The 25,345-nt window shown below is 60.3% G+C and carries 25 protein-coding genes; 7 read left to right on the top strand and 18 right to left on the bottom strand.

Features of this window, described 5'->3' with window-relative positions:
* Nucleotides 1-19 precede the first annotated feature (19 nt).
* From atpA to mioC, 11 genes are all read right to left on the bottom strand, one after another.
* Nucleotides 20-1,561: a F0F1 ATP synthase subunit alpha gene (atpA, locus tag I6L37_RS04250; RefSeq protein ID WP_026455858.1), complete on the bottom strand. Its 1,542-nt coding sequence runs from the start codon at nucleotides 1,559-1,561 to the stop codon at nucleotides 20-22.
* Nucleotides 1,562-1,576: 15 nt separating this feature from the next.
* Nucleotides 1,577-2,110 carry a F0F1 ATP synthase subunit delta gene (gene atpH / locus I6L37_RS04255; RefSeq protein WP_026455859.1) on the bottom strand — a complete coding sequence of 178 codons (534 nt, stop codon included), beginning with the start codon at nucleotides 2,108-2,110 and terminating at the stop codon, nucleotides 1,577-1,579.
* Nucleotides 2,111-2,123: 13 nt separating this feature from the next.
* Nucleotides 2,124-2,594, bottom strand: coding sequence for a F0F1 ATP synthase subunit B (gene atpF, locus I6L37_RS04260; RefSeq protein WP_026455860.1), 471 nt, complete (start codon nucleotides 2,592-2,594; stop codon nucleotides 2,124-2,126).
* 55 nt (nucleotides 2,595-2,649) lie between these two features.
* On the bottom strand, nucleotides 2,650-2,892 hold the full coding sequence (gene atpE / locus I6L37_RS04265) for a F0F1 ATP synthase subunit C (protein ID WP_005307205.1): 243 nt from the start codon (nucleotides 2,890-2,892) through the stop codon (nucleotides 2,650-2,652).
* Between the two features lie 58 nt (nucleotides 2,893-2,950).
* On the bottom strand, nucleotides 2,951-3,733 hold the full coding sequence (gene atpB / locus I6L37_RS04270; RefSeq protein WP_042025369.1) for a F0F1 ATP synthase subunit A: 783 nt from the start codon (nucleotides 3,731-3,733) through the stop codon (nucleotides 2,951-2,953).
* Nucleotides 3,734-3,741: 8 nt separating this feature from the next.
* Nucleotides 3,742-4,152 carry an ATP synthase subunit I gene (locus tag I6L37_RS04275; protein WP_042025370.1) on the bottom strand — a complete coding sequence of 137 codons (411 nt, stop codon included), beginning with the start codon at nucleotides 4,150-4,152 and terminating at the stop codon, nucleotides 3,742-3,744.
* 190 nt (nucleotides 4,153-4,342) lie between these two features.
* Nucleotides 4,343-5,251, bottom strand: a complete 909-nt coding sequence (locus I6L37_RS04280; protein WP_042025372.1) for a ParB/RepB/Spo0J family partition protein — start codon at nucleotides 5,249-5,251, stop codon at nucleotides 4,343-4,345.
* Nucleotides 5,248-6,051, bottom strand: coding sequence for a ParA family protein (locus tag I6L37_RS04285; protein WP_026455863.1), 804 nt, complete (start codon nucleotides 6,049-6,051; stop codon nucleotides 5,248-5,250). The genes I6L37_RS04280 and I6L37_RS04285 overlap by 4 nt, the downstream gene beginning before the upstream one ends.
* Nucleotides 6,052-6,077: 26 nt before the next feature.
* Entirely contained in the window at nucleotides 6,078-6,704 is a 627-nt protein-coding gene (gene rsmG, locus I6L37_RS04290; RefSeq protein WP_042025373.1) for a 16S rRNA (guanine(527)-N(7))-methyltransferase RsmG, read from the bottom strand.
* 8 nt (nucleotides 6,705-6,712) lie between these two features.
* Nucleotides 6,713-8,602 carry a tRNA uridine-5-carboxymethylaminomethyl(34) synthesis enzyme MnmG gene (gene mnmG / locus I6L37_RS04295; RefSeq protein WP_042025385.1) on the bottom strand — a complete coding sequence of 630 codons (1,890 nt, stop codon included), beginning with the start codon at nucleotides 8,600-8,602 and terminating at the stop codon, nucleotides 6,713-6,715.
* A 508-nt stretch (nucleotides 8,603-9,110) separates the two neighbouring features.
* Nucleotides 9,111-9,560 (bottom strand): FMN-binding protein MioC, encoded by a 450-nt coding sequence (gene mioC, locus I6L37_RS04300; protein ID WP_042025374.1) that lies wholly within the window; start codon nucleotides 9,558-9,560, stop codon nucleotides 9,111-9,113.
* Between the two features lie 383 nt (nucleotides 9,561-9,943).
* On the opposite strand from mioC, the gene I6L37_RS04305 reads away from it, so the two are divergent.
* The 5 genes from I6L37_RS04305 to fhuB all read left to right on the top strand — a co-directional run bounded on the left by I6L37_RS04305 (nucleotide 9,944) and on the right by fhuB (nucleotide 17,484).
* Nucleotides 9,944-12,040, top strand: coding sequence for a TonB-dependent siderophore receptor (locus I6L37_RS04305; protein WP_216993355.1), 2,097 nt, complete (start codon nucleotides 9,944-9,946; stop codon nucleotides 12,038-12,040).
* An 82-nt stretch (nucleotides 12,041-12,122) separates the two neighbouring features.
* Nucleotides 12,123-13,769 carry a multidrug ABC transporter permease/ATP-binding protein gene (locus I6L37_RS04310; RefSeq protein WP_216993356.1) on the top strand — a complete coding sequence of 549 codons (1,647 nt, stop codon included), beginning with the start codon at nucleotides 12,123-12,125 and terminating at the stop codon, nucleotides 13,767-13,769.
* A gap of 46 nt (nucleotides 13,770-13,815) precedes the next feature.
* The gene (locus tag I6L37_RS04315; RefSeq protein ID WP_216993357.1) at nucleotides 13,816-14,580 is read left to right on the top strand and encodes an ATP-binding cassette domain-containing protein; all 765 of its coding nucleotides are present in this window, start codon (nucleotides 13,816-13,818) and stop codon (nucleotides 14,578-14,580) included.
* 31 nt (nucleotides 14,581-14,611) lie between these two features.
* Nucleotides 14,612-15,505 (top strand): ABC transporter substrate-binding protein, encoded by an 894-nt coding sequence (locus I6L37_RS04320; protein ID WP_216994118.1) that lies wholly within the window; start codon nucleotides 14,612-14,614, stop codon nucleotides 15,503-15,505.
* A complete protein-coding gene (gene fhuB, locus I6L37_RS04325) occupies nucleotides 15,502-17,484 on the top strand; it encodes a Fe(3+)-hydroxamate ABC transporter permease FhuB (protein WP_216993358.1) in 1,983 nt (660 codons plus the stop codon). Before I6L37_RS04320 ends, fhuB begins: the two co-directional genes overlap by 4 nt.
* 106 nt (nucleotides 17,485-17,590) lie before the next feature.
* On the opposite strand, the gene I6L37_RS04330 is transcribed toward fhuB, so the two are convergent.
* Nucleotides 17,591-18,523, bottom strand: a complete 933-nt coding sequence (locus I6L37_RS04330; protein WP_216993359.1) for a LysR family transcriptional regulator — start codon at nucleotides 18,521-18,523, stop codon at nucleotides 17,591-17,593.
* A 114-nt stretch (nucleotides 18,524-18,637) separates the two neighbouring features.
* Between I6L37_RS04330 and I6L37_RS04335 the strand changes: the two genes are divergently transcribed.
* Together I6L37_RS04335 and I6L37_RS04340 are read left to right on the top strand one after the other, a co-directional pair.
* Complete coding sequence (locus tag I6L37_RS04335) at nucleotides 18,638-19,744, top strand: NADH:flavin oxidoreductase (protein ID WP_216993360.1); 1,107 nt, start codon at nucleotides 18,638-18,640, stop codon at nucleotides 19,742-19,744.
* Nucleotides 19,745-19,751: 7 nt separating this feature from the next.
* Nucleotides 19,752-20,369, top strand: a complete 618-nt coding sequence (locus I6L37_RS04340) for a LysE family translocator (protein ID WP_254203542.1) — start codon at nucleotides 19,752-19,754, stop codon at nucleotides 20,367-20,369.
* Between the two features lie 145 nt (nucleotides 20,370-20,514).
* Here I6L37_RS04340 and mnmE read toward each other — a convergent pair whose 3' ends face one another.
* The 6 genes from mnmE to I6L37_RS04370 all read right to left on the bottom strand — a co-directional run bounded on the left by mnmE (nucleotide 20,515) and on the right by I6L37_RS04370 (nucleotide 25,340).
* Nucleotides 20,515-21,876: a tRNA uridine-5-carboxymethylaminomethyl(34) synthesis GTPase MnmE gene (mnmE, locus tag I6L37_RS04345; RefSeq protein WP_216993361.1), complete on the bottom strand. Its 1,362-nt coding sequence runs from the start codon at nucleotides 21,874-21,876 to the stop codon at nucleotides 20,515-20,517.
* Nucleotides 21,877-21,974: 98 nt separating this feature from the next.
* Nucleotides 21,975-23,621 carry a membrane protein insertase YidC gene (yidC, locus tag I6L37_RS04350; protein WP_026457270.1) on the bottom strand — a complete coding sequence of 549 codons (1,647 nt, stop codon included), beginning with the start codon at nucleotides 23,619-23,621 and terminating at the stop codon, nucleotides 21,975-21,977.
* A 5-nt stretch (nucleotides 23,622-23,626) separates the two neighbouring features.
* Entirely contained in the window at nucleotides 23,627-23,875 is a 249-nt protein-coding gene (gene yidD, locus I6L37_RS04355; protein WP_010672280.1) for a membrane protein insertion efficiency factor YidD, read from the bottom strand.
* Nucleotides 23,842-24,201 (bottom strand): ribonuclease P protein component, encoded by a 360-nt coding sequence (rnpA, locus tag I6L37_RS04360; RefSeq protein ID WP_026457269.1) that lies wholly within the window; start codon nucleotides 24,199-24,201, stop codon nucleotides 23,842-23,844. Before rnpA ends, yidD begins: the two co-directional genes overlap by 34 nt.
* Nucleotides 24,201-24,335, bottom strand: coding sequence for a 50S ribosomal protein L34 (gene rpmH / locus I6L37_RS04365; protein WP_005307156.1), 135 nt, complete (start codon nucleotides 24,333-24,335; stop codon nucleotides 24,201-24,203). The genes rnpA and rpmH overlap by 1 nt, the downstream gene beginning before the upstream one ends.
* Before the next feature lie 270 nt (nucleotides 24,336-24,605).
* Nucleotides 24,606-25,340 carry an amino acid ABC transporter ATP-binding protein gene (locus tag I6L37_RS04370; protein ID WP_216993362.1) on the bottom strand — a complete coding sequence of 245 codons (735 nt, stop codon included), beginning with the start codon at nucleotides 25,338-25,340 and terminating at the stop codon, nucleotides 24,606-24,608.
* Nucleotides 25,341-25,345: the final 5 nt, after the last annotated feature.

The raw sequence follows: 25,345 nt of genomic DNA on the forward strand, positions 1-25,345 counted from the left end.
CTTGCGCTGCCACACACGCTTACCAGGTCTGGGTTGCCTTGAAGTTATCCAGCAACGCAGTCAGCTTGCCAACGATCGCGTCGTTGTAGTCGGCTTTGGCATTGATTTCAGCCATCAGCTCGGCATGCTGGGTATTGGCGTAAGAGAGCAGAGCGGCTTCGAAGTCGAGGATCTTGTTCAGTTCGACATCGGAGAGATAGCCTTTTTCCGCAGCGAACAGCACCAGAGACTGGTGAGCCACGCTCATCGGAGAGTACTGCTTCTGCTTCATCAGCTCGGTCACTTTCTGACCGTGGTCCAGCTGCTTGCGAGTCGCGTCATCCAGGTCGGAAGAGAACTGGGCGAATGCGGCCAGTTCGCGGTACTGGGCCAGCGCGGTACGGATACCACCGGACAGCTTCTTGACGATCTTGGTCTGGGCAGCACCACCCACACGGGACACGGAAATACCCGGGTCAACCGCAGGACGAATACCGGCGTTGAAAGACTGGGAAGTCAGGAAGATCTGGCCATCGGTGATGGAGATCACGTTGGTCGGTACGAACGCAGAAACGTCGCCGGCCTGGGTTTCGATGATCGGCAGGGCGGTCAGAGAACCGGTCTGGCCTTTCACTTCACCCTTGGTGAACTTCTCAACGTACTCTTCGTTGACGCGAGCAGCACGCTCGAGCAGACGGGAGTGCAGATAGAAAACGTCACCCGGGAATGCTTCACGTCCTGGCGGACGGCGCAGCAGCAGGGAGATCTGACGATATGCAACGGCCTGCTTCGACAGGTCATCGTAAATGATCAGGGCATCTTCACCGCGGTCACGGAAGTATTCACCCATGGAGCAACCGGAGTACGGAGCCAGGTATTGCAGGGCAGCCGCTTCGGACGCAGAAGCCACCACCACGATGGTGTTGGCCAGGGCGCCGTGCTCTTCCAGCTTGCGCACCACGTTGGCGATGGTGGAGGCCTTCTGGCCGATCGCAACGTAGACACACTTAATGCCGGAGTCTTTCTGGTTGATGATGGTGTCGATCGCAATGGCAGTTTTACCTACCTGGCGGTCACCGATGATCAGCTCACGCTGGCCACGACCGATGGGGATCATGGCGTCGATGGCTTTCAGACCGGTCTGGACAGGCTGGTCAACAGACTTACGCTCGATAACGCCCGGGGCGATCACTTCTACCGGAGAGAAGCCATCGTGCTCGACCGGACCTTTACCGTCGATAGGCTGACCCAGGGTGTTGACCACCCGGCCCAACAGACCACGACCAACCGGCACTTCCAGGATGCGGCCAGTACCTTGTACTTTCATCCCTTCGGCCAGATCGGCGTAGGGACCCATTACTACGGCACCAACGGAGTCACGCTCCAGGTTCAATGCCAGAGCGAAGCGGTTACCCGGCAGCTCGATCATCTCACCCTGCATGGCATCGGCCAGGCCGTGGATACGAATGATACCGTCGCTCACGGAGACGATAGTACCTTCGTTACGCGCTTCGCTCTTTACATCAAACTGCGCAATGCGCTGCTTGATCAGCTCGGCGATTTCAGTGGAATTCAGTTGCATGCTCTAATACCCCAATCAAGATTGCAGCGCGTCAGCCATGCGATCCAGCTTGCCGCGGACAGTGCCGTCGATAACCAGATCACCGGCCTTGATGAGCACTCCGGCCATCAAGGACGCATCAATGCTGCAATTCAGCTTCACTTTGCGCGCGAGACGTTGTTCCAGAGAAGCCTGAATATTGGCTTTCTGCTGGTCGGTCAGTTCGATCGCCGAAATCACGTCAGCCTGAACTTCTTTATCCAGTTCAGCCTTGAGCACCACAAATTCGGCAACGACCGCCGGCAGCACACCCAAGCGACCATTCTCAGCCATCACCCGGATCAGGTTCTGGCCATGCTCGTCGAGTTGCTCACCGCAGATGCTGACAAACAGTTTTGCCAGTTCTTCGGCAGCCACAGAGCCGTTTACCAGGGAGTGGATGGTCTCGTTCTTCACGACTTCCGCCGCGAAGCTGAGCATCCCCAGCCACTGATCAACCGCCTTGTGCTCAACGGCAAACTCGAAAGCAGCCTTGGCGTAGGGGCGAGCGATTGTAGTCAGTTCAGACATAGCCCCGTTCCCGTTACAGTTCTGCTACCAGTTTGTCGACGATGTCGCTGTTGGCAGCCTGGTCGATTTGGCGCGCCAGGATCTTCTCTGCACCAGCGATGGCAAGAGTTGCAACCTGCTTGCGCAGTTCTTCTTTGGCACGATGACGTTCAGCTTCAATCTCGGCACGGCCTTGAGCCAGGATTTTTTCCCGCTCGGCCTGGGCCCCGACAGTTGCCTCATCAATGATCTGGGCCTTGCGTTTGTTGGCCTGTTCAATGATTTCAGCAGCCTGGAGCTTGGCTTCTTTCAGCTGATCTACGGCGTTGGCCTTGGCCAAATCCAGATCTTTCTTGGCTCGTTCGGCAGAAGAGAGACCGTCAGCAATGGCTTTCTGACGGGCTTCGATGGCAGCCATCAGCGGCGGCCATACGTACTTCATGCAAAACACTACGAAGAAGAAAAAAGCAATTGCTTGGCCGAGGAGGGTGGCGTTGATATTCACAGCCGATGTCCTCTTTAGTTAGTTAATGGGTTATGCCTGGAGATGTCGTATCGACTTAGCCAGCAACCGCAAACATCACGTACAGACCCAGACCAACGGCGATCATCGGAATCGCATCCACCAGACCCATTACGATGAAGAACTGGGTACGCAGAACAGGGATCAGATCAGGTTGACGAGCAGCACCTTCCAGGAACTTACCACCCAGAATACCGATACCGATGGATGCACCGATAGCAGCCAGACCCATCATCATTGCAGCAGCGATGTACAGCAGGTCCATGTTCAAGTTTTCCATGAGGATCTCCATTTATTAAGATGTAATTGATTGTATAAAAAGGATTATTTGAGTTGCATCAACCATGATCTTCCTGCGCCATCGACAGATAGACGATGGTCAGAACCATGAAGATAAACGCCTGCAAAGTGATGATCAGGATGTGGAAGATTGCCCAAGGCACGGACAGAATCCACTGTGACCACCAGGGTAACAAACCCGCAATCAGGATAAAGATCAGTTCGCCAGCATACATGTTGCCGAACAGTCGAAGACCCAGAGAAACAGGTTTGGAAATCAGCGTAACAGTTTCCAGGATGAGGTTAACCGGGATGGCCGCCGGGTGGTTGAAAGGCTGAAGCGTCAGCTCCTTCACAAACCCGCCGATTCCCTTGACCTTGATGCTGTAATACAGAATCAAGAAGAACACGCCCAAAGCCATGGACATGGTGATGTTAACGTCAGCAGAGGGAACCACACGCAGATAGGGAATACCCATCAATTGTGCAGCGTGGGGGATAAAGTCAACGGGGATCAGATCCATCAGGTTCATCAGGAAGATCCACACAAACACCGTCAGGGCCAAAGGTGCGATGACCTTGTTTCGACCATGAAAGATGTCCTTGACGTTACCACTCACAAACTCGACCAGCATCTCCACAAAGCACTGCAGCTTACCCGGTACCCCGCTGGTAGCCTTGACGGCGACACGGCGGAACAACCAGATAAACAGGGCGCCCAACAGAACAGAAAATACCATTGAGTCGATATTGACTGTCCAGAACCCAGACCCGACTTGCAGGTGGGTCAAGTGGTGGGAGATATATCCCTGAGGAGTCAGGACTTCTCCGGTTGCAGACATGAGTTTTCCTAATAGTGGTTGTTAAGTGTGAATGAGACCATCCACTGTACAACGAGGGCGAGGATATAAGTGGTGAAGAACGAAGCGGCATGCACTTCAACACCTGCACCAAACAGCAGGCCAAAGAGTCCTGTTGTAGTTATGAGCTTAATCCCTGCCCCACCATAAAAGTCCCGCAAGACCAGGCCCACACTCTCGGCATCCACCTTGCGGCGCAATACCCAGACCGTAAACAGGGCTTGAGGAACCCAGTACATCCCCCCTCCATAGAGGGAGGAGTAACCAGCGCTGGCGCCAGTCAGGTAATACCAGACGGCACTCATCGCCAGGATCAGGACCAGCTGACAAACGAGCATAACCAAGGCCAGTGTCAAACCTTCCAAGGCTATTTTCTGCTTCACCAACGTACCCCTGAACATTACAGAACTGTAAAAAATCGGGATCCGAAGACCCCATGTTAACAGCTCTTAAAGCCGGTCAAATTATACCCTTGAGGGCAGCTATTGCAATATGACAAAAATCCTTATTTTTTGCGGCTTTCAGCGCTAAATTCAGGTTATGTACATATCAAAAGGAATGGATGTTTTATTACTACAAAAAGCGTAAAAATCACGATTCCGACACGCCAAAATAGCCCAATATACGGTCCAAATCGGACAAGTTCTCGTAACTAATTACTAACTTTCCGCTATCCCGCTTGCCAGGCTGAAGTTGTACCTGATTACCAATTTTTTCCGCCAGCTGGCGTTCCAGGTAGCCAAACTGGGGATCGCGTGCCGTTTCCACCCTGGCTTTTTCCGGCTCCAGCGCCTTTTGCACCAGTTTCTCGGTATCCCGCACGGTCAACCCCTTCTGGGCAACCAGCTTGGCCAGCTCGGACTGGGCCTGGCCGCTCAGGGCCAGCAGGGCACGGGCATGACCCATGTCGAGATCGCCGTGTTCGACGAAGCGCTTCACGTCATCGTTGAGCTGGTTGAGGCGCAGCAGGTTGGTCACAGTAGTGCGAGACTTGCCCACCGCCTCGGCCACCTGCTGGTGGGTGAGTTCAAACTCGGTCAGCAGCCGCTGCAGGGCGACCGCCTCTTCGATGGCGTTGAGATCTTCGCGCTGGATGTTCTCGATGAGGGCGATGGCCACTGCCGACTCGTCGGGCACATCCTTGACGATACAGGGAACTACTTCGAGACGGGCCAGTTGGGAGGCACGCCAGCGTCGTTCACCGGCGATGATTTCGAAAGACTTTTCGGCGACAGGGCGCACCACGATGGGTTGGATCACCCCCTGGGCGCGGATGGAATTGGCCAGCTCTTCCAGAGCATCCTGCGACATATCCTTACGCGGCTGGTACTTGCCGGAGTGCAGCCACTCCACCGGCAGCTTGCGCAGCTCCCCCTGGTTGGCGGGGGCCATGGCCTGCTCGGTGCGCTGATCGCTCATCACCTGTTTCTGGCGGGCAGCCGTGCTGGTACTGAGCAGGGCATCCAGCCCCTTGCCCAGACCACGTTTTTTCAGAGTCATATGCTCTCTCGGTCTGCGATGGTCGCCTGACGCTCCTGTTCCTGGCGGCGCAGTATCTCGCCGGCCAGCGCCAGGTAGGCCTTGGCGCCCACCGATGATTTGTCATAGTGCATGGCCGGGGCACCGAAGCTCGGCGCCTCTGCCAGTCTTACGTTGCGGGGGATGATGGTGCGGTAGACCCGGTCACCGAAATGCTGTTTTAGCTGATCGGACACATCATTGGCCAGCCGGTTGCGGTGATCGAACATGGTGCGCAGCACCCCTTCGATCTTGAGATCCGGATTGACCACGGCCGCCAGCTTGCTGATGGTATCGACCAGGGCGGTAAGCCCTTCCAGCGCGTAATATTCGCACTGCATGGGCACCAGCACCGAGTCGGCGGCCGCCATGGCGTTCACCGTCAGCATGTTGAGAGAGGGCGGACAGTCGATGAAGACGTAGTCGTACTTGTCCCGTACCGAGGCCAGCGCGTTGCGCAGGCGGATCTCGCGGGCGAAGAACTCCATCAGACGGATTTCGGCCGCCGTGACGTCGGCGTTGGCGGCGATCAGGTGATAGCCCCCGGTGGTTTCGGGGATGATCACCTCGCCGATGGGGGCATCTTCGATCAGCAGCTCATAGGCGGTGCGCTCGACATCGTACTTGTCGACGCCACTGCCCATGGTGGCATTGCCCTGCGGATCCAGATCGATCACCAGCACCTTGCGCCGGGTGGCAGCCATGGAGGCGGCCAGGTTCACACAAGTGGTGGTTTTACCCACCCCACCCTTCTGGTTGGCTATGGCGATGACTTTTCCCACACGATCCCCTAATTGATACTGCGACCCTATTCGGGCTGGATATGTTTGAATTCCAGCAGGTGACGTTCCCCTTCCAGTTCCGGCACCCGCAACTCGTGACAGGCTACCAGACGGATATTGGCAGGCAACTGGGCCAGCTCCTGTTCGGGATATTGTCCCTTGAGGGCCAGGAAGCGGCCCTGTGCTGACGGCAGATGGTGACACCAGCTCAGCATGTCTTCCAGCGAGGCGAAGGCCCGGCTGAGCACACCGTCAAATCCCTGTTCGGGTTGATACTCTTCCACCCGGGATTTGACTGGCGTGACGTTGGTCAACCCCAGCTCCAGAATGACCTGGCGGATGAAGTTGATCCGCTTGCCCAGACTGTCGAGCAGCACGAACTGCTTGTCCGGATTGATGATCGCCAGCGGCAGGCCAGGCAAGCCGGGGCCAGTGCCCACGTCGATGAAGCGTTCCCCGTGCAAGTGGGGACTCACCACCAGGCTGTCGAGAATATGCTTGACCAGCATGGCGTCCGGATCACGCACCGAGGTGAGATTGTAAGCCTTGTTCCACTTGTGCAGCAACTCGACCAGCTGCACCAATTGGCTCTTTTGGGTATCGGTGATAACAATTCCGGCCTGCATGAGCAGGCCGTTCAATCTTTCCAACATGGGATTCCTCAGGCGGTTTTACGCAGCAGGCCGTGTTTTTTCAGGTGAACCAGCAGGATGGAGATGGCTGCCGGGGTAATCCCCGAGATGCGGGAGGCCTGACCAATGGTCTGCGGCTTGGCATCGTTCAGCTTGGTTTTCACCTCGTTGGAGAGGCCGTTCACATCGCGGTAGTCGAGATCCAGCGGCAGCAGGGTGTTCTCGTTGCGCAGCTGCTTCTCCACCTCGTCGTTCTGGCGCTCGATGTAACCGGCGTACTTGATCTGGATCTCCACCTGCTCGGCGGCGGCCGGATCGGCGATGGCCGGACCGACCCCGTCGATGGCCATCAGGGCATCGTAGGTTACTTCGGGACGACGCAGCAGCTCTTCCAGGCTCTGCTCGCGGGTCAGCGGAGTGTTGACTAGGGCGTTGACCGCTTCCAGAGACGGATGTTGCGGGTGGATCCAGGTCGAGCGCATGCGCTGACGCTCCAGTTCCACCTGTTCCATCTTGGCGTTGAACTTGCCCCAGCGCTCGTCGTCGATCAGACCCAGTTCACGACCGATGGTGGTCAGACGGATGTCGGCGTTGTCTTCCCGCAGCAGCAGGCGATATTCGGCGCGGCTGGTGAACATGCGATAGGGTTCGCGGGTGCCCAGGGTGGAGAGATCGTCCATCATCACGCCCATGTAGGCCTGATCCCGGCGCGGATGCCAGGGATCCTTGTCCTGGGCACGCAGGGCGGCGTTCAGACCGGCCATCAGGCCCTGGGCTGCCGCCTCTTCGTAACCGGTCGTCCCGTTGATCTGGCCGGCGAAGAACAGGTTGGGGATGCATTTGCTCTCCATGTTCGCCTTGAGATCCCGCGGATCGAAGAAATCGTACTCGATGGCGTAGCCGGGGCGAGTGATGTGGGCGTTCTCGAAGCCCCGGATCGAACGGACGATCTGCACCTGCACGTCAAATGGCAGGCTGGTGGAGATCCCGTTCGGATAGAGTTCGTGGGTAGTCAGGCCTTCCGGCTCGACGAAAATCTGGTGCGCGGTCTTGTCGGCGAACCGGGTGATCTTGTCCTCGATGGAGGGGCAGTAACGGGGGCCTATCCCTTCGATCACCCCAGCGTACATGGGACTGCGATCCAGATTGTTGCGGATTACGTCGTGGGTACGCTCGTTGGTGTGGGTGACGTAGCAGGGGACCTGGCGCGGATGCTGGCTGGCATCTCCGATGAAGGAGAACACAGGACGTGGATCGTCACCGTGCTGCGCCTGCATCACGGAAAAATCGACGCTACGGGCATCGATGCGAGGCGGCGTGCCGGTCTTGAGGCGATCGATGCGCAGCGGCATTTCACGCAGGCGCTGGGCCAATGCGATCGAGGGAGGATCCCCGGCGCGACCACCCTTGTAGTTTTCCATCCCGATGTGGATCAAACCGTTCAGGAAGGTACCGACGGTCAGTACCACTGTCTTGCCACTGATGCGGATCCCGCTCTGGGTCACCACACCCGCGACGCGATCCCCGTCCATGATCAGATCGTCACAGGCCTGCTGGAAGATCTTCAGGTTAGGGTAGTTCTCCAGCATCTGGCGCACGACCGCCTTGTAGAGCAGACGATCCGCCTGGGCGCGCGTGGCGCGTACCGCCGGGCCCTTGGAAGAGTTGAGGGTGCGGAACTGGATCCCGCCAAGATCGATGGCACGCGCCATGATCCCGCCGAGTGCGTCAACTTCCTTGACCAGGTGTCCCTTGCCGATCCCGCCGATCGCCGGATTGCAGGACATGTGCCCCAGCGTATCGATATTGTGGGTGAGCAGCAGGGTATTCATGCCCATGCGGGCCGCCGCTGTTGCTGCTTCTGTTCCGGCATGACCGCCACCGACGACGATCACATCAAATTGTTCATGGTATTGCATTGGGATCACCTTGATCTGCACGCCTGAAGATCTTTCTCTGCCTGGGCTAAAAGGGCGGATCATTCTATCTGTTTAGCGTCCTGAGGGGAACGTCTACTTAACGTTCAGTATGAAGGGAGGATCTGCTTATTAGATCTTAAGGATCTTTAGATCGATCTTTTACTGGATCTTTTATTAGGATCCGCCGCTTCTGTTGATAAGCACTTTTTGATCATAAAGATCATTCAGTTAAGAACGATCCATGACTGTGGAAAAGCTTGGATCCTACCCCTTTAAACCCGGGGACAACCCTTGTGTTTATGCACAACACCAGGTGGGTCTGGATCTAATTCATAGGATAACTATAGGTTTTACAGAGGTTAAACCTGTAGTTATTCACAAAACTGACGGTTGCTGTGGGTAACCTTGTAGAACAACTTATCCGGATCCGGCTGTTAATAACCTGGTGGATAGCCGATCTGGGGATAAGTCGGGAGATCGCATTTTTTTGCGGATCTCCCGTTCCTGATCAGGCGATCATCGCCATCCACTCCCGGATCCACATTTCCGCCGCATCTTCCGGGATCTCGTGCTGGGTCACATCGATGTCGAGCCGCTCGCCGATCCGGCTGGCACCGCACTCGCTCAGCAGATGATCCAGCGTCTTGCCGCCCTGGCAGAAGGTGTCATAACTGCTGTCACCCAGAGCGATCACGCCATACCTGAGGTTATCGAGATCCGGACGCTGCTCGGCAAGATCCCTGGCGAAAGGCTGCAGGTTGTCAGGCACATCACCGGCGCCGTGGGTTGAGGTGACCACCAGCAGGATCTCCTCTGGTTCGCCCAGCACCTCGGCCAGTCGGGCCGGGTTGTGGATCCTGGTCTGATGGCCCGCCTGTTCCAGCAGGCTGGCGACGTGGTCTGCGACATATTCGGCGGCGCCCAGCATGGAGCCGACGACGATATTGAGTTTGGCCATGGAATGGATCCTGATTTCAGACAAGAAAGGAAGAGACGGATTCTACCGCCAAAGGGTGTGGATAAATATGGATAAAGCTTGGGGATAATGGATCCACCCAGAACGGCGATCTGGATCCGGGGGTTGTGGGCCCTTTTCTGCTTCCTTATATATATCTCTTTACGGGGCGTTCCTGATGACTCCTTCTGTCGGCGAGATCGGCTGGCAAGGCGCCCACAAGAAGCTAATGCGGATGGTAACGATTGCTAATAACTATATCGATTGAGCTGTTTCCTGTAGTAGGATTGCGCTGCTTTATTCACCCACGGAACAGGGTGATGTCGCTAAAAACGACCCAAAATAACAATTAAAACAACATAACTCATTGATATACGAGACTTAATATGATTGCGCAAAAAAACACTACAGAACTCTGCAGAAAGAGAGGGCTGGGTATGCTCTCGCTGTCCGGCCTGCTGGCCTCTCTACCTGTGATGGCCGAACAGACTCCCGCCGAGCTGCCCAAGGCCAGTGAAACCATGGTGGTCACAGGAACCGCCATGAAGGTGGAAGTGCCCATGGCCGAGACGCCTCGCGCCGTCTCCGTGGTTAACCGTGAAGAGCTGGACCAGCACGCCGTACTGAAGCTGGATGAGGCGCTGCGCTATCGCTCCGGCGTGCTCTCCCAGTCTTATGGTGCCGATACCGATGCCGACTGGTTCAAGGTGCGCGGCTTCGATGCTGCCTCTTATCTCGATGGCAACCGTCTGTTCAGCACCGGCTACTATGTCTGGACGCCGGAACCGTTCGGTCTGGAGAGTGTGGAAGTGCTGAAAGGCCCGGCCTCGATCCTCTACGGCGAGGCGCCTCCCGGCGGGGTGATCAATGCCATCAGCAAGCGACCGACTACTACTCCCCAGGGGCAGGTGGATCTTCAGCTGGGCAACCGGGATCACCGACAAATCGGGGTGGATGTCTCCGATGCGCTGACCGACAACAGCCGCTATCGCATGGTCGCCCTCTATAGCGAACGGGACGGCGTGCTGAACGGCAGTTACAACGATCGCGTCTATCTGGCGCCGAGCGTCACCCTGGATATCTCGGATCGCACCAGCCTGACCCTGCTGGCCAGCTTCAAGCACGACGAAGGGGTACCCACCAACGGCTTCTTCCCTGTCTACGGTACCCTCAATACCTCGGGTGGCCAGATCGATCCCGCTACCAACCTGAGTCAGCCGGATTACGATCGCAACCGCAACACCCAGATCTCCGCCGGTTATGAGCTGGCCCACCAGCTCAACCAGACCTGGGAGTTCAAGCAGAACGTCCGCTTCAACTACAACGATCTGCTGCTGCGCCAGACCTATATCTTCCCCACCTATGAAGGCACCACTGCCTACCGTGGCCTGGTTTACCGCGATGGCGATACCAAGAGCGCCACCATGGACAACCAGATGGTGGGCTACTGGAACACGGATCGTACCGAGCAGACCCTGCTGCTGGGGGTGGATCTGCAGCGCCATGTCAACGAAGGGGTCGAGGCCGACAACTACGGCATGGGATCCATCAACACCTTCCACCCTGATTACAGCGGCTTCCCCGGGTTTGACGAGTCTAGCGCCACCCACCAGAAGAGCACCAAGGGCCAGAGCGGCTTCTATGCCCAGCACCAGATCCGCTGGGATGATCGCTGGTTGCTGACCGCCGGTGGCCGTTTCGACTATGTGGAGACCCACAACACCAACGCGACCAAGGACGAGAAGCAGTATGACCACGAGCTCTCCCTCTCCGGCAGCCTGATGTACCTGGCCGATAACGGCCTCTCTCCCTACGTGGCCTATGCCGAGTCGTTCGAGGTGTTGCCGGGGATCGATCCCAATACCAGAAGCTCCTACAAGCCGCTCGAGGGCAAGCTCTACGAAACCGGCATCAAGTATGCGCCTGCCTTCCTCGACGGTTACATCAACCTGGCTCTGTTTGATCTGGCGCAGACCAACTCGCTCGTCTCTACAGGATCCGGCCAGCAAACCCAGGCGGGTGAAGTCACCTCCCGTGGCGTCGAGCTGGAGGGAAGCGTGCAGGCCACCGACGCGCTGCGCCTGACCGCCGCCTACACCTATACCGATGCCAAGACCAACGACACCGGCAACGGCGATCGTCGTGCCAGCCTGATCCCGCGCCACATGGCCTCCTTCTGGGGTAACTACAAGGTGCAGCAGGGTGTGGCATCGGGTCTCGAGCTGGGTACCGGCGTGCGTTACGTCGGTTCCAGCGTCGGTATCGGTGCCGTGGATGCCGGTTACAACCCCATCTATGGCTCTGCCGAGGTGCCGGCCCATACCGTGTGGGATGCGATGATCGGGTATGACTTTGCCAAGAACTGGCGAGCCCAGATCAACGTCAACAACCTGCTGGGTGAAACCTATGTGGCCAGCTGTGACTACTACTGCTACTACGGCGAACCGCGCAGCGTAGTGGGCAGCATCAACTACCGCTGGTAATAAGGCAGGGCGGGGGCCGAGGCTCCCGCCCTGTTTTTCCCGGCATCTTGTTTTGAGCATTCCCCTGAAATAGCGGTCCTTTATGGAACTCTTGTCTCTGGTTTACCGCCAATATCGTTGGCCCTTTCTCGCCATTGTTCTGCTCAGCTTGCTCAGTGCCGTCAGCGGAATTGGCGTGATAGCCTTTATCAATCAATCTCTTATCGAATCAGTTGGCGAGCCGCTACCAGTGCTTGGCCAGCTGATTGGCCTTATTCTGTTGCTGCTGGTGATCACCCTGGGCTCCCAGCTGGCCCTGACCACCCTTGGTCATCATTTTGTCTACCAGCTGCGCGGCCGTCTGCTCAAGCAGCTGCTGGATACCGATGTCGGCCGCATCCGCCAGATAGGGCAGGGGCCATTACTCGCCTCTCTCTCCAGCGACATCGGCCAGATCACCATCGCCTTCGTGCGCCTGCCGGAGCTGGTGCAGGGGCTGGTGCTCACCCTGGGATCGGCCATTTACCTGGGCTGGCTGTCGCCGGCCCTGCTCGGCGTCACCACCCTCTGGGTCACCGTCACCATGGTGGTGGGTTGGCTGCTGGTGAACCGGGTTTATCGCCATCTCTCCCGCATGCGTCAGGCCGAGGATCGGCTCTATCAGAATTACCAGGCGATCATCGCCGGCAGCAAGGAGCTGGCGCTCAACCGTGAACGGGCCCACTTCGTCTACCACCAGCTTTATCTGCAGAATGCGCAGGACTACCGCCAGCAGATCATCCGCGCCGACACCTATCACCTGAGCGCGGTGAACTGGTCGAATATCATGATGCTGGGAGCCATCGGCCTGGTCTTCTTCCTGGCCAACGGCCTGGGCTGGGCCAACACCAATGTGGCCGCCACCTTTGCCCTGACCCTGTTGTTCCTGCGCACGCCGTTGCTGCAGGGGATTGGTGCGCTGCCGACCCTGCTTGCCGCCCAGGTGGCATTCGACAAGATTGCCGCTCTGGCGCTGGCTGAGCCGGAACTCGATTTCCCGCTGCCGCCTGCCCCCCGCGCCTGGCGGCGCATCGAGCTGGAGCAGGTGAGCTTTCACTATCAGGGGGAGGGCGGCTTTGCCGTGGGCCCCATCGATCTCACCATCGAGAAGGGGGAGCAGATCTTCATCATAGGCGGCAACGGCTCCGGCAAATCGACCCTGGCCATGTTGCTGACCGGCCTCTATCAGCCTGTTTCTGGCCGGATCCTGCTGGATGGCGAGCCGGTCACCGATCGCAACGCCTATCTGGCGCTCTTCTCCGCCATCTTCACCGACTACCACCTGTTCCAGCACCTGCTGGGGCCGGAACCGAAGGACGCGCTGATCGCCGAGTGGCTGGAACGGTTGCAGATGGGCAGCAAGCTTGCCATTGAGGAGGACTTCATCACCGATATCGACCTCTCCCAGGGTCAACGCAAGCGGGTTGCCCTGTTGCTGGCACTGGCGGAGCAGCGCGAAGTGATGCTGTTTGACGAGTGGGCAGCGGATCAGGATCCCCAGTTCCGTCGCATCTTCTATCAGGTGCTGTTGCCACGACTGAAGGAGATGGGCAAGACGGTGATCGCCATCAGCCACGACGACCATTACTTCTCCCTGGCGGATCGCCTGCTGGAGATGCGTCAGGGCCGGCTCACCGAACTGACCGGTGAATGGCGCGAGCAGGCGAGCCGGGATGCGATCGCCCATCTGGATTGCGAGGTGCCGGCCTGATGCCGGCAGCGATGAGACTGGCCTTTGGCCAGCACAGGTACAGCTTATGTTTGAGATGAAATCAGCCAGCTTTGCGGTCAAGGACCGCACGCTGCTGCACCCCACCGATCTGCGCTTCGAGCAGGGGCAGGTCTATGGCCTCATCGGTCACAATGGTTCGGGCAAATCCACCCTGCTCAAGCTGCTGGCCCGCCAGCAGCCGCTCAGTGGTGGCGAGATCCGGTTCGATAACAAGCCGTTGCAGGCGTGGGGCAATCGGGATTTTGCCCGCCAGGTGGCCTATCTGCCCCAGCATCTGCCGAGCGCCGAGAACCTGCTCGGGCGGGAGCTGGTGGAGATGGGGCGCTATCCCTGGCGCGGCCTGCTGAGCCGCATGGGAGAGGAAGATCGTCGCCAGGTGGACAGGGCCATCTCCCTCACCCATACCGAACGTTTCGCCGACAGGCTGGTGGACACCCTCTCCGGTGGCGAACGGGGGCGGGTCTGGCTGGCCATGCTGCTGGCTCAGGAGAGTCGCTTCATCCTGCTGGACGAGCCGCTGGCAGCGCTGGATGTCGCTCACCAGGTGGAGGTACTCACGCTCGTGAAGCAGTTGAGCCGTCAGCTCAATATCGGGGTCATCATCGTCATTCACGACATCAACATGGCCTCCCGTTTCTGTGATCGGCTGGTGGCGCTGCACTCAGGCCGCCTGCTGACCCACGGCGAGCCCGGGCAGATCATGACCCGCGAGACCCTGCACGCCATCTATGGCATCCCGATGGAGGTCATTCGCCACCCGGCCCATGACCACGCCATTGCCATCGTCTAATAGGGGGCCTCTCTTGAATCGTTTGTTGAAGATGGCTCCCTGCCTCGTCAGCCTGCTGCTGCCGTTTGCGACGCTGGCCGAACCGCAAGCCGTTGCCACAGAGGTCGGCAGCGGGACGCCCCGTATCGCTACCGTCGACTGGACCATAGCCGAAACCCTGCTGGCGCTGGGGGTGACACCGCTGGCAGTGGGGGATGTCGGTTCCTACCATGCCTGGGTCGGCGAACCCAGGCTGCCCGCTGAAGTGGTAGACATAGGCCTGCGGGCCGAACCCAACCGCGAACTGCTGGCGGAGCTCAAACCCGATCGCATCCTGATATCTCCACTGGCGGAGCCTTTGACCGCCACCTTGTCCCGCATCGCCCCCGTGCAGTCCATCGCCCTCTATGAACCAGGCAGCGATCTGTGGCAGCGGCTGCACGAGGCGACCCTGACCGTGGCCGGACTGGTAAACAAAACCGCCGAGGCGAGGGAGCAGCTGACCTCGCTGGATTCGGATCTGGCGCAGATGAAAGCCACTCTGCCCGTTGATATTTCCCCTTTGCTGGTGGTGCAGTTCATCGACGAGCGTCATGTGCGGGTATTTGGTCGCGACAGCCTGTTCGAAGCGGTGATGCAACAGCTCGGGCTGCGCAATGCCTGGACCGGGCAGACTAATGCCTGGGGCTTTTCGGTGGCCAGCATAGAGCAGTTTTTAGCCTTCCCCGAGGCGCGGCTGGTGGTGGTCGACCCCATTCCTGTCGGGGTGAACGAGCGACTGCAGGAGCCCGGGTTGTGGCAGCATCTGCCTCTGGTCAAGCAGGCGCCCGTGCTGCATCTGCCCGCCGTCTGGAGTTTCGGTGGCGTCATCGCCGCCCGTCGCTTCGCCACCCTGCTCAGCGAGGCATTGCTGCAGGACGCCAAGGTTGGAGGGGAGCCCAAATGACGCGCCTCTTCCCATTGCCGCTGCGGCGGCCCTCCCTGATCCTGCTGGGATTGACCCTCTCGCTGATTTGCTGGGAGTTGTCACGCCAGTTGCCAGCTTCACTCTGGTGGCAGAGCCTCTTCTCACCCGAACTGGAGGATGCCCGCCAGGCGGTAGTGTACTTCAGCTGGCTGCCGCGCCTTGCCATCTGCCTGCTGGCCGGCTCCGCCCTTGGGTTGGCCGGTACCCTGATGCAGCAGGTGCTGCGCAATCCGCTTGCCTCGCCGACCACCCTGGGGGTCGCCTCCGGCGCCCAGCTGGCACTGATGATGGTGACCCTGTTCGCTCCCTCCTGGTTGCTGCTGGGGCGGGAGTGGATAGCCATGGCTGGTGGCAGCCTCGCCATGGCACTGGTGTTCGCCCTGGCCTGGCGCCGTCAGCTCAATCCCGTGGTCATCGTGTTTGCCGGTCTGGTGATCAACCTCTATCTGGCGGCCATCAGCATGGGGCTGCTGCTGTTCTTCCAGGAGGAGCTGAAAGGGTTGCTGGTGTGGGGCAGCGGCTCCCTGGTCCAGAACAGCTGGAGCGGGGCCACCTATCTGCTGCCGCGGCTGCTGGTGGCCGGTGTGCTGGCCGCTGTGCTGGTGCGCCCGCTGGCGGTGCTGGAGCTGGATGATGCCAGTGCCCGCAGCCTGGGGGTCTCCCTTCAGCATCTGCGTTTAGCCGGACTGGGGCTGGCGGTGTTCGTCACCGCCTGCGTGGTGAGCGTGGTGGGGCTGATCGGCTTCATCGGGTTGGCGGCGCCCGCCCTGGTGCGCTTGCTGGGGGTAAGAAAACTGGCCCTGCGGCTGGTGTGGGCGCCTGTCCTGGGGGCCTTGCTGCTGACGGCCACCGATCTGCTGCTGCAGACCCTGAGCCGCTTCTGGCCCGTGCTGATCCCGACCGGCGCCATGACGGCGCTGCTGGGCGCACCACTGCTGCTCTGGCTGATCCCGCGCCTTGGCATCAAGTCTGGCACGCCGAAGGCAAATGCCACCCTGCTGGTGGCCCGTCACCCGGCTCCGGCTCGTCTCATCGGCCTGCTGCTGCTCGGGTTGCTGGCAGCCGTCCTGATCTCCCTGCTGTTCGGGCAGGGGATGCATGGCTGGAGCTGGCCAAGCTGGCTCAGATGGCAGGCCCAGCTGGAATGGCGACTGCCGCGTACCCTGGCGGCCGCTGCGGCCGGCGTGCTGTTGGCGCTGGCGGGCACCCTGCTGCAACGGGTCAGCAACAACCCCATGGCGAGCCCGGAGCTGCTGGGGGTGAGTGGTGGCACCTTTATGGGAGTGATAGGGACGGCGCTGCTGCTGCCCGCCTTGCCGCTGGCCATGATGCTGTTAGGAGGGCTGGTCGGCGCCTTCGGTTGCCTGTTGCTGCTGGTGGCGATCAACCGCAGACACGGCTTTCAGCCGGAGCGGATCCTGCTCTCCGGTATCGCCATCACGGCGCTGTTCGAGCCGCTGCAGGCCATCGCGCTCGCCAACGGCGACCTGCGAGTACAGCAGCTGCTCTCCTGGATGTCCGGTTCCACCTACTACGTCACCCTGCCGGTAGCATCCGCGCTGGTGGGCTTGGCGCTCCTGATGCTGGCGGCCTGCCTGCTGATCAGTCGCTGGCTCGATCTGATGCCGATGGGGGCGGCGGTAGCCACCGCGCTCGGCATTCGCCTGAGCTTGGCCCAGCTTGTCATCCTGCTGCTGGTGGCCGTGCTCACCGCCAGTGCCACTCTGGTGGTGGGGCCACTCTCCTTCGTCGGTTTGCTGGCACCGCACATGGCCAAGCTGATGGGGCTGGTGCGGGCGCGCTGGCACCTGCTCGGCGCCGCCGGATCCGGAGCCCTCCTGATGGTATCGGCCGACTGGATCGGCCAGCAGATCCTGTTTCCGCAGGATCTGCCGGTGGGACTGGTCTCCACCCTGTTAGGAGGTGCTTACTTCATGTGGTGCCTGCGCAGGATCTAGCCTGTTGTTTGAAAAATGAGTACAAATCGAACGTTGAGCGAGGGATGAAAGTCACGGGGCTGAGTGATTGGCAAAGCGGAGAGGGAGGCATCATGCCTCCCTCTTCTTATTGGTTATCGTCCGGATGTCCGGATTGTGTTTTCCCTAGCGCCTCGGTGACGTAGTCGAGGAAGTGGCCGACCAGGGCCGACTCGGCCCGGCGCTGGGTGTAGAGGGCGCAGAAATGGGCCCCCTTGGGGCGGTAGTCGGGCAGCACCTCGCGCACCACCCCCTCGGCCAGCTCGGCCGCCACCAGGTAGCGCGGCAAGCGGGCGATCCCCAGCCCTTGGCGCATCGCCTGGTGAATCGCTTTCTTGCTGCTGAAGGCCAGCTCACCCGCCACTTCCAGCGGGATCTCGCGCCCCTGGGCAAGCAGGGTCCAGCGCTCGTGGCGGCTGTACTCCTGGCAGCGGGTGATGAGGGGGTGCTGCTGCAGATCCTGCGGCTCGCTCAAGGGCGGGTGGCGGTCCAGGTAGTCGGCGCTGGCGCAGAGCACCAGATCGTCCACCGCGATGGGGCGCGCCAGATAGGGCTGAGTGCCGAGCTCGGTGCTGCGAAACGCCACGTGCAAATTGTCGCGCAGCAGGTCGGCCGGGGTATTGCTGAAGTCGGCGATGATCCGCACCTCCGGGTGGTCGGCGCGAAAGTGCAGCAGCACTGGGGTCAGCACCACCTCGCCCCACAGATCCGGCGCTGTGATGCGCAGCTCCCCGCACAGGGCCGAGCGGCGGCGCTGCAGGCCGTCCAGCAGCTGCTCGTGCAGGGCGATCATCTGGTCGGCCTGGTGGTAGGCGAGCTCCCCCGCGTCGGTCAACTGCACCCGGCGGGTGGTGCGGCTCAGGAGCGTGTTGCCGAGGCTCTGCTCCAGGTGGCGCAGATCCTTGGACGCCTTGCTCGGGGTGATGCCGAGCTGGGCCGCCGCCGCGGCGAAGGATCCGCAGCGGACGATGGCGACCAGCAGGCGCATCAGGTAGAGGGTGTCGAGCTTGTGGTGACTCATGGGGTGGCCTATTGTGTCTTGCTGGGAATGAATGCCTTGCTTGTGTGCCTGATTATATCCTGATTGTCCCGGTTTATAGTGGCGGCCATTCCATTGCGATCCCGGGAGAGGGCGATGAACAAGGCACTTGGCTACAGCTTCCACTTCGAACGGGCCGGATTGCGGCTCAAGAACCGGGCCGTGCTGGCCCCTTTGACCCACAACATGAGCAGGGCAGGCGGCGATCCCGCTCAGGCCGAGCTCGACTGGCTGGCGCGCTGCGCCCGCGGCGGCTTCGGCCTGCTCATCGCCGCCGCCACCCAGGTGCAGCCTGGCGGACGCTGCTGGGCGGGGCAGCCGGCCCTGATGACCGACACCCAGCAGCAGGCCTTCACGGCCCTGGCCGACAGTGCGCGGCAGGCCGGGGCGCTGGCGGTGGTGCAGCTGCATCACGGCGGGATGCGGGCCCTGCCCGAACTGAACGACGGTGCGCCGGTCGGCCCGTGCGAGCTGGCGCCGGGTGGGCGCTACCCGCTCGGGGTCAAGGGGCTGACGGAGGAGGGGATACTGACGCTCATTGAAGCCTTCGTGGGTGCCGCCGAGCGGGCCCATGGCGCCGGCCTGCACGGGGTCGAGCTGCACGCAGCCCACAACTTCCTGCTCTGCAACTTCCTCAACCCCCTGCACAACCGGCGCACCGACCGCTGGGGAGGCAGCATCGCCAACCGGGCGCGGTTCCTGGTGGAGATAGTGCGCGGCATCCGCGCCCGCCTGCCCCAGGACTTTTTGGTCGGGGTGCGCCTCTCCCCCGAGAGCTATGCCCATATCCAGGGCATAGAGCTGCCCCATCAGCTGGCGGTGGCGCACCTGCTGGCGGATGAGGGGATCGACTACCTGCACTTCTCCATGGGGGACAGCTTCAAGGCGGTGGCGGGGGATCCCGACGGCGGCGCCCTGCTGGAGGCGGTGCGGGTCGGGTTGGCCGGGCGGGTGCCGCTCATGGTGGCGGGCAAGATCCACGACGCAGATTCGGCCGAGCTGGCTCTGGCCGGCGGCGCCGATCTGGTGGCGGTGGGCACGGCGGCCATCGGCAATCCGGACTGGATGGAACGGGTGAGCCGCGGCCTGCCGCTGCAGCGCGCGCCCTTCACGGCGGCGCACCTCGCGGAGATCGGCTTCACCCCAAGCGCCCTCGACTACCTGGCCGGCATGGGGGTGCTTGCCCCGTGCGATGCGGCCTGAGGGGAACATGATGAGCGAGTGGACCCTGCTGCTGATGTTTATCCCGACCTTCTTTCTCATCTCGGTCTCCCCGGGCCTTTGCATGATGCTGGCCATGAGCTTTGGCGCCAGCCTGGGGCTGCGCCGCACCTTGTGGGTCATCGGTGGCGAGCTGGCCGGGGTGGGGCTGATCGCACTCACCGCCTTGCTCGGCTATACCCGGGTGCTGGCCGAGCAGCCGGCCCTGATGCAGGGCTTTAAATACCTCGGCGCCCTCTATCTGCTGTGGATGGGGGTGACGAGCTGGCGCGGCGGCGGGAAGCAGGGGGCGACCCGCCAGGAGGACAGCGGGCGCCCTGGGCTGGTGCTGCGCGGCTTTACGGTCGCCATCTCCAATCCCAAGTCCTGGCTCTTCATGATGACCCTGCTGCCGCCCTTCATCAGCCCGACCCTCTCGACCGAGCTGCAGACCCTGCTGTTTGTCGCCCTGGTCATCCTGATCGAGTGCGTCAACCTGCTGCTCTACGCCTACGGCGGGCAGCGGGCGAATCGGCTGTTACAGGGGCAGGGGCGCGGGGATCTGCTGGGGCGGGTCTCTTCCCTGCTGATGATGGGAGTCGCCGGCTACTGGCTAGTCGGTGGTTGATATCAATCGAGGGGAGACCCTGTCAGCCATGGTGTTAAAACCATGGCTGACAGGGTTATCAGGAGGCGTCAGGAGCCGCGAGAAGATGGGGATGCCGTCAAAACGGCATCTGTTTCTTGCTGGCTCCCGGCGTTGTAGTTCGGCCTTACTTGCCGATGCAGAAGCTGGAGAAGATCCGGCCCAGCAGATCGTCTGAGCTGAACTCGCCGGTGATCTCGGAGAGGGACTCCTGCGCCAGACGCAGCTCTTCGGCCACCAGCTCGCCGGCGACGAATACCTCCAGCTGCTCCTTGGCCACCAGCAGCCGCTCGGCGGCCCGCTCCAGCGCGTCCAGATGGCGGCGGCGGGCCATGAAGCCCCCTTCGGTATTGCCCTGAAAGCCCATGCATGCTTTCAGGTGCTCGCGCAGGGCGGGCAGCCCCAGCTCGGTCTTGGCTGAGATGCGATAGACGGCGTGGCCCAGCTCCTCGCTCGGCGCCAGATCTTCACCGGTCAGGTCGGCCTTGTTGCGAATGACGGTGAGGCCGATGTTTTTTGGCAACCGATCAACAAATTCCGGCCAGATTTCCCGCGGGTCCACCGCATCTGTCGTCGTGCCATCCACCATGAAGAGCACCCGGTCGGCCTGCTCGATCTCGGCCCAGGCACGCTCGATACCGATTTGCTCCACCTTGTCCTGGGTGTCGCGCAGGCCGGCAGTGTCGATGATGTGCAGCGGCATGCCATCCAGGTGGATGTGCTCGCGCAGCACATCGCGGGTGGTACCGGCGATCTCGGTGACGATGGCGGACTCGCGCCCGGCCAGGGCATTGAGCAGGCTCGACTTGCCGGCGTTGGGACGACCGGCGATCACCACCTTCATCCCTTCCCGCAGCAGGGCGCCCTGCCTGGCTTCGCTGCGAACCTCGTCCAGCGACTCCATGATGGCGTAAAGATCCCCCGCTACCTTGCCGTCGGAGAGAAAATCGATCTCCTCGTCCGGGAAGTCGATGGCTGCTTCCACATAGATGCGCAGGCGGATCAGGCTCTCCACCAGCTGCTGGATTTTGCTGGAGAACTGTCCCTGCAGGGAGTGCATGGCACTGCGGGCGGCCTGCTCGCTGGAGGCTTCGATGAGGTCGGCGATGGCTTCGGCCTGGGCCAGATCCAGCTTGTCATTGATGAAGGCGCGCTCGCTGAACTCGCCGGGGCGGGCAGGGCGCAGCCCTTTGATCTGCAGGATGCGGCGCACCAGCATGTCCATGATGACCGGGCCGCCGTGGCCCTGCAGCTCCAGCACGTCTTCGCCGGTGAAGCTGTTGGGGGCCTTGAACAGCAGGGCGATACCCTGATCCAGCACTTCGCCTTGCTCATCCCTGAACGGCAGATATTCGGCATAACGCACTCGCGGGCGTTTGCCGAGTACTATCTCGGCCACCTGTTCGGCGGCGGGACCGGAGACCCGGACTATGCCGACGCCGCCACGGCCGGGGGCGGTGGCCTGGGCCACGATCGTATCTGTAGTCATCTTGCTTGGCTCGTTTGTTCGGTAATTGGTGGACATTGTAATAAAAAAGGCGGCCCGAAGGCCGCCTCTTTTGTCATCACAGGAAGATTGGCTGCGCATCAGTTGCGTGAGTGCAGGCCTTTCTTCTCCAGCTGACGGTAGATGATGGTCTGCTGGATGATGGAGATGACGTTGCTCACCAGCCAGTACAGGGTCAGACCTGCCGGGAACCAGAGGAACATGAAAGTGAAGATGATCGGCATGAACTGCATCACTTTCTGCTGCATCGGGTCGGTAATGGTGGTCGGGCTCATCTTCTGCAGATACCACATGGAGGCACCCATGAGGATTGGCAGCACGAAGAAGGGGTCCTTCACTGACAGGTCGGTGATCCACAGGGCGAACGGCGCGTGACGCAGCTCAACGGACTCCATCAGTGCCCAGTACAGGGCGATGAAGATCGGCATCTGAACCAGGATCGGCAGACAGCCACCCAGCGGGTTGACCTTCTCCTTCTTGTACAGCTCCATCATGCCCTGAGACATCTTCTGACGATCGTCGCCGAAGCGCTCGCGCAGGGCAGCAATCTTGGGCTGCAGCATGCGCATCTTGGCCATGGAGGTGTACTGGGCCTTGGTCAGCGGGAACATGATGCCGCGAACCAGCAGGGTCAGCATGATGATGGCCACACCCCAGTTCTGGACAAAACCGTGGAACACGGTCAGCAGCCAGTGCAGCGGTTGGGCGATGAACCAGAGCCAGCCGTAGTCGACGGTCAGGTCGAGGTGATTGGCTACCTTGGCCATCTGGTCTTGCAGCTTGGGACCGACCCACAACTTGCTGGTCAGTTCGACCTGCTGACCGGCGGCCACGTCAACCTGCGGCGCCTTGTAACCGATGATGGCCTGGGCTTTGCCCGGGATCACGCGGCTGTAGAAGCTGTTGGTGTCGTTGGCATTCGGCGCCCAGGCAGAGACGAAGTAATGTTGCAGCATGGCGACCCAACCACCCTGGGTGGTCTTGCTCAGGTCGGCATCCTTCATCTCGTCGAAGGTGTACTTCTTGTAGCGGGTGTCTTCGCTGGAGAAGGCACCACCACGGTAGGCGCTGGCCACCATGGCATGACCTTCCTGATCCTTCGGCGTTGCAATGGTCTGCTTCAGCTGACCATAGAACTGTACCTGGACCGGCTCGGCAGACTTGTTGTCGATCTTGTAATCGACGCCAACGGCGTAGTCACCGCGCTTGAGCACGAATTCCTTGGTGAAGACCACACCCTTGCTGTCGGTCCAGGTCATGGGAACCACGACTTGATCCTGACCGTCAGCCAGCTGGTAGCTGGTCTGGGCGGCTTCATAGGTGGGACGACCTTCGGCCTGGCTGTCAGGGCCATTGCGACCAACTAGGCCGCTCTGGGCGACATAGATGTGGTCAGGCTGGCTGGTCAGCAGCACGAATGGCTTGTCCTTGCCCTCTTCCAGCTTGTGGGCCAGCAGTTCGGCAGAGACGATGTCACCACCCTGGGTATCCAGGGTCAGCTTGAGCACGTCGGAGGAGACGGTGATCAGCTTGCGTGCGGCGCTCGCATTGGCTTGCTCGGAAACCTGAGGAATATCACCGGACTGACCGGCTTCAGGTACGAATTGTTCGGTTTGGGCCACGGTTGTCGGGGCCGGCTTCGGAGCCTTGTCGGACTCCCACTGTTGCCAGAGCAAAAAGCTCACGAACAGCAAACCGATCAGGAGTAGATTGCGTTGTGATTCCATAGTCTTCAGTTTCTTCGCTTTGGTTGCGGAACCGGGTCATAACCACCCTCGGATAAGGGATGGCATTTTAATAGACGTTTGCTAGCTAACCAAACGCCTTTTATGAAACCGTGAAGTCGGATTGCTTCTATCGCAAATTGGGAACAAGTCGGGGTAAAACGGCAGCGCGGCCCCAGCAGGGGACTAATGATTAGCTGATACAGGCGTATCAGTTTGATAGCTACCCATTGCAACGGCGTGACAGAGTGCGCCATAGCTTTTCCAGTAACTTGAACAGTTCCTCGTTATCCATCTCTTTCACACCGGCCTTGGCGATCACCACGATGTCGATAGCGGGCAGCTGATGCTGTTTGAGGCGGAAACTTTCCCGAACCACACGTTTGACACGGTTACGCCAGACGGCACGCTTGAGTGCTTTTTTGGGCACGGCGAGACCAAGACGTGGGTGTTCGAGTGAATTGGGGCAGGCGAGAAGCGTAATTTGCGGGGAAGCGGCCCGGACAGGCTCGGCGAATACGCGTTTGAAGTGTTCGGGAGTTAACAGACGTAACTCCCGAGAGAAGGTGTGCTGGGTAGGCATTAAACTACCAGACGAGCACGACCCTTGGCACGACGAGCGGCCAGAACTTTACGACCGTTGGCAGTAGCCATGCGGGCGCGGAAACCGTGAGAGCGCTTGCGCTTCAGGTTGGACGGTTGAAAAGTACGTTTCATGATTCGATTCCGTATTACTGTACAGTTTTGATTGTCACACTTAGCCGACGCGCCAGCTATAGCGTGTGACGACTAGCAAAAGAGGCCGAATTCTAAACAGAGTTCGGCTTTTAGTCAATCCGCCGTTCCCTTCCATCCTGTTCCGGTCTTGAAAGGACCATGGCAGGGTGTGAGGATCCGGAGGATCAAGGGCTCCGGATTATACTGGCTGGCCGTTGTTAAACAAGGGATCCGCCAATAAAAAAGGCGGCCAGGCCGCCAAAGAGAGAGCTATTTCAGCACTTTGCGCAGGAACTCCCGGGTACGGGGATCCTTGGGATCGACCAGTATCTGATCTGGCGGACCCTGCTCCACGATCCGCCCTCCCTCCATGAAGATCACCCGATCGGCGACATCCCGAGCGAATTCGATCTCATGGGTGACCACCACCATGGTCTGGTGCTGGCGTGCCAGTTTCTTCATCAGCCCCAGCACCTCGTCGACCCATTCGGGATCGAGGGCTGACGTGGGCTCGTCAAACAGGATGACCTTGGAGTGGGCCGCCATGGCGCGGCCTATGCCCACTCGCTGCTGCTGGCCGCCGGAGAGGGAGGCCGGGTAGGCATCCTTCTTGTCGGCCAGGCCTATGTCTTCCAGGATGCCGAGGGCGGTGGCGCGGGCCTCCGCCTTCGGCTGCTTCCAGACGGTGATCAGCCCTTCGGCAATGTTGTCCTGTGCCGTCTTGTTGGCAAACAGGGCGTAGTTCTGGAATACGAAGGAGGCTCGCTTGCGCAGTTCGATGGCCTGCTGTTCGCTGGCGTTGGCCAGGTTGAGTTGCAGGTCGTCGATGACCAGCTGGCCCGCATCCGGGGTTTCCAGCAGGTTGAGGCAGCGCAGCAGGGTCGACTTGCCGGTACCCGAGGGACCGATAATGACGACGATTTCCCCCTTTTTGACCTCCAAATCGATGCTGTTCAGCACCTGGTTGCCGTCATATGCCTTGGCGAGGCCGGTTAGCTTGATCATGGCGA

Source organism: Aeromonas sp. FDAARGOS 1407 (assembly GCF_019048725.1).
In the GTDB taxonomy this organism is placed as follows: Bacteria; Pseudomonadota; Gammaproteobacteria; order Enterobacterales; family Aeromonadaceae; genus Aeromonas; species Aeromonas enteropelogenes.

What these genes read in the sequence shown, in the direction of transcription:
- atpA (WP_026455858.1), bottom strand. Translation starts at nt 1,561, where the DNA reads ATGCAACTGAATTCCACTGAAATCGCCGAGCTGATCAAGCAGCGCATT.
- mnmG (WP_042025385.1), bottom strand. Translation starts at nt 8,602, where the DNA reads ATGCAATACCATGAACAATTTGATGTGATCGTCGTCGGTGGCGGTCAT.
- I6L37_RS04310 (WP_216993356.1), top strand. Translation starts at nt 12,123, where the DNA reads ATGGAACTCTTGTCTCTGGTTTACCGCCAATATCGTTGGCCCTTTCTC.
- I6L37_RS04280 (WP_042025372.1), bottom strand. Translation starts at nt 5,251, where the DNA reads ATGACTCTGAAAAAACGTGGTCTGGGCAAGGGGCTGGATGCCCTGCTC.
- atpE (WP_005307205.1), bottom strand. Translation starts at nt 2,892, where the DNA reads ATGGAAAACTTGAACATGGACCTGCTGTACATCGCTGCTGCAATGATG.
- rnpA (WP_026457269.1), bottom strand. Translation starts at nt 24,201, where the DNA reads ATGCCTACCCAGCACACCTTCTCTCGGGAGTTACGTCTGTTAACTCCC.
- I6L37_RS04340 (WP_254203542.1), top strand. Translation starts at nt 19,752, where the DNA reads ATGATGAGCGAGTGGACCCTGCTGCTGATGTTTATCCCGACCTTCTTT.
- atpH (WP_026455859.1), bottom strand. Translation starts at nt 2,110, where the DNA reads ATGTCTGAACTGACTACAATCGCTCGCCCCTACGCCAAGGCTGCTTTC.
- I6L37_RS04305 (WP_216993355.1), top strand. Translation starts at nt 9,944, where the DNA reads ATGATTGCGCAAAAAAACACTACAGAACTCTGCAGAAAGAGAGGGCTG.
- yidD (WP_010672280.1), bottom strand. Translation starts at nt 23,875, where the DNA reads ATGGCGCACTCTGTCACGCCGTTGCAATGGGTAGCTATCAAACTGATA.
- I6L37_RS04335 (WP_216993360.1), top strand. Translation starts at nt 18,638, where the DNA reads ATGAACAAGGCACTTGGCTACAGCTTCCACTTCGAACGGGCCGGATTG.
- I6L37_RS04320 (WP_216994118.1), top strand. Translation starts at nt 14,612, where the DNA reads ATGGCTCCCTGCCTCGTCAGCCTGCTGCTGCCGTTTGCGACGCTGGCC.
- fhuB (WP_216993358.1), top strand. Translation starts at nt 15,502, where the DNA reads ATGACGCGCCTCTTCCCATTGCCGCTGCGGCGGCCCTCCCTGATCCTG.
- rsmG (WP_042025373.1), bottom strand. Translation starts at nt 6,704, where the DNA reads ATGTTGGAAAGATTGAACGGCCTGCTCATGCAGGCCGGAATTGTTATC.
- atpB (WP_042025369.1), bottom strand. Translation starts at nt 3,733, where the DNA reads ATGTCTGCAACCGGAGAAGTCCTGACTCCTCAGGGATATATCTCCCAC.
- yidC (WP_026457270.1), bottom strand. Translation starts at nt 23,621, where the DNA reads ATGGAATCACAACGCAATCTACTCCTGATCGGTTTGCTGTTCGTGAGC.
- I6L37_RS04275 (WP_042025370.1), bottom strand. Translation starts at nt 4,152, where the DNA reads ATGTTCAGGGGTACGTTGGTGAAGCAGAAAATAGCCTTGGAAGGTTTG.
- I6L37_RS04330 (WP_216993359.1), bottom strand. Translation starts at nt 18,523, where the DNA reads ATGAGTCACCACAAGCTCGACACCCTCTACCTGATGCGCCTGCTGGTC.
- mioC (WP_042025374.1), bottom strand. Translation starts at nt 9,560, where the DNA reads ATGGCCAAACTCAATATCGTCGTCGGCTCCATGCTGGGCGCCGCCGAA.
- mnmE (WP_216993361.1), bottom strand. Translation starts at nt 21,876, where the DNA reads ATGACTACAGATACGATCGTGGCCCAGGCCACCGCCCCCGGCCGTGGC.
- I6L37_RS04370 (WP_216993362.1), bottom strand. Translation starts at nt 25,340, where the DNA reads ATGATCAAGCTAACCGGCCTCGCCAAGGCATATGACGGCAACCAGGTG.
- rpmH (WP_005307156.1), bottom strand. Translation starts at nt 24,335, where the DNA reads ATGAAACGTACTTTTCAACCGTCCAACCTGAAGCGCAAGCGCTCTCAC.
- I6L37_RS04315 (WP_216993357.1), top strand. Translation starts at nt 13,816, where the DNA reads ATGTTTGAGATGAAATCAGCCAGCTTTGCGGTCAAGGACCGCACGCTG.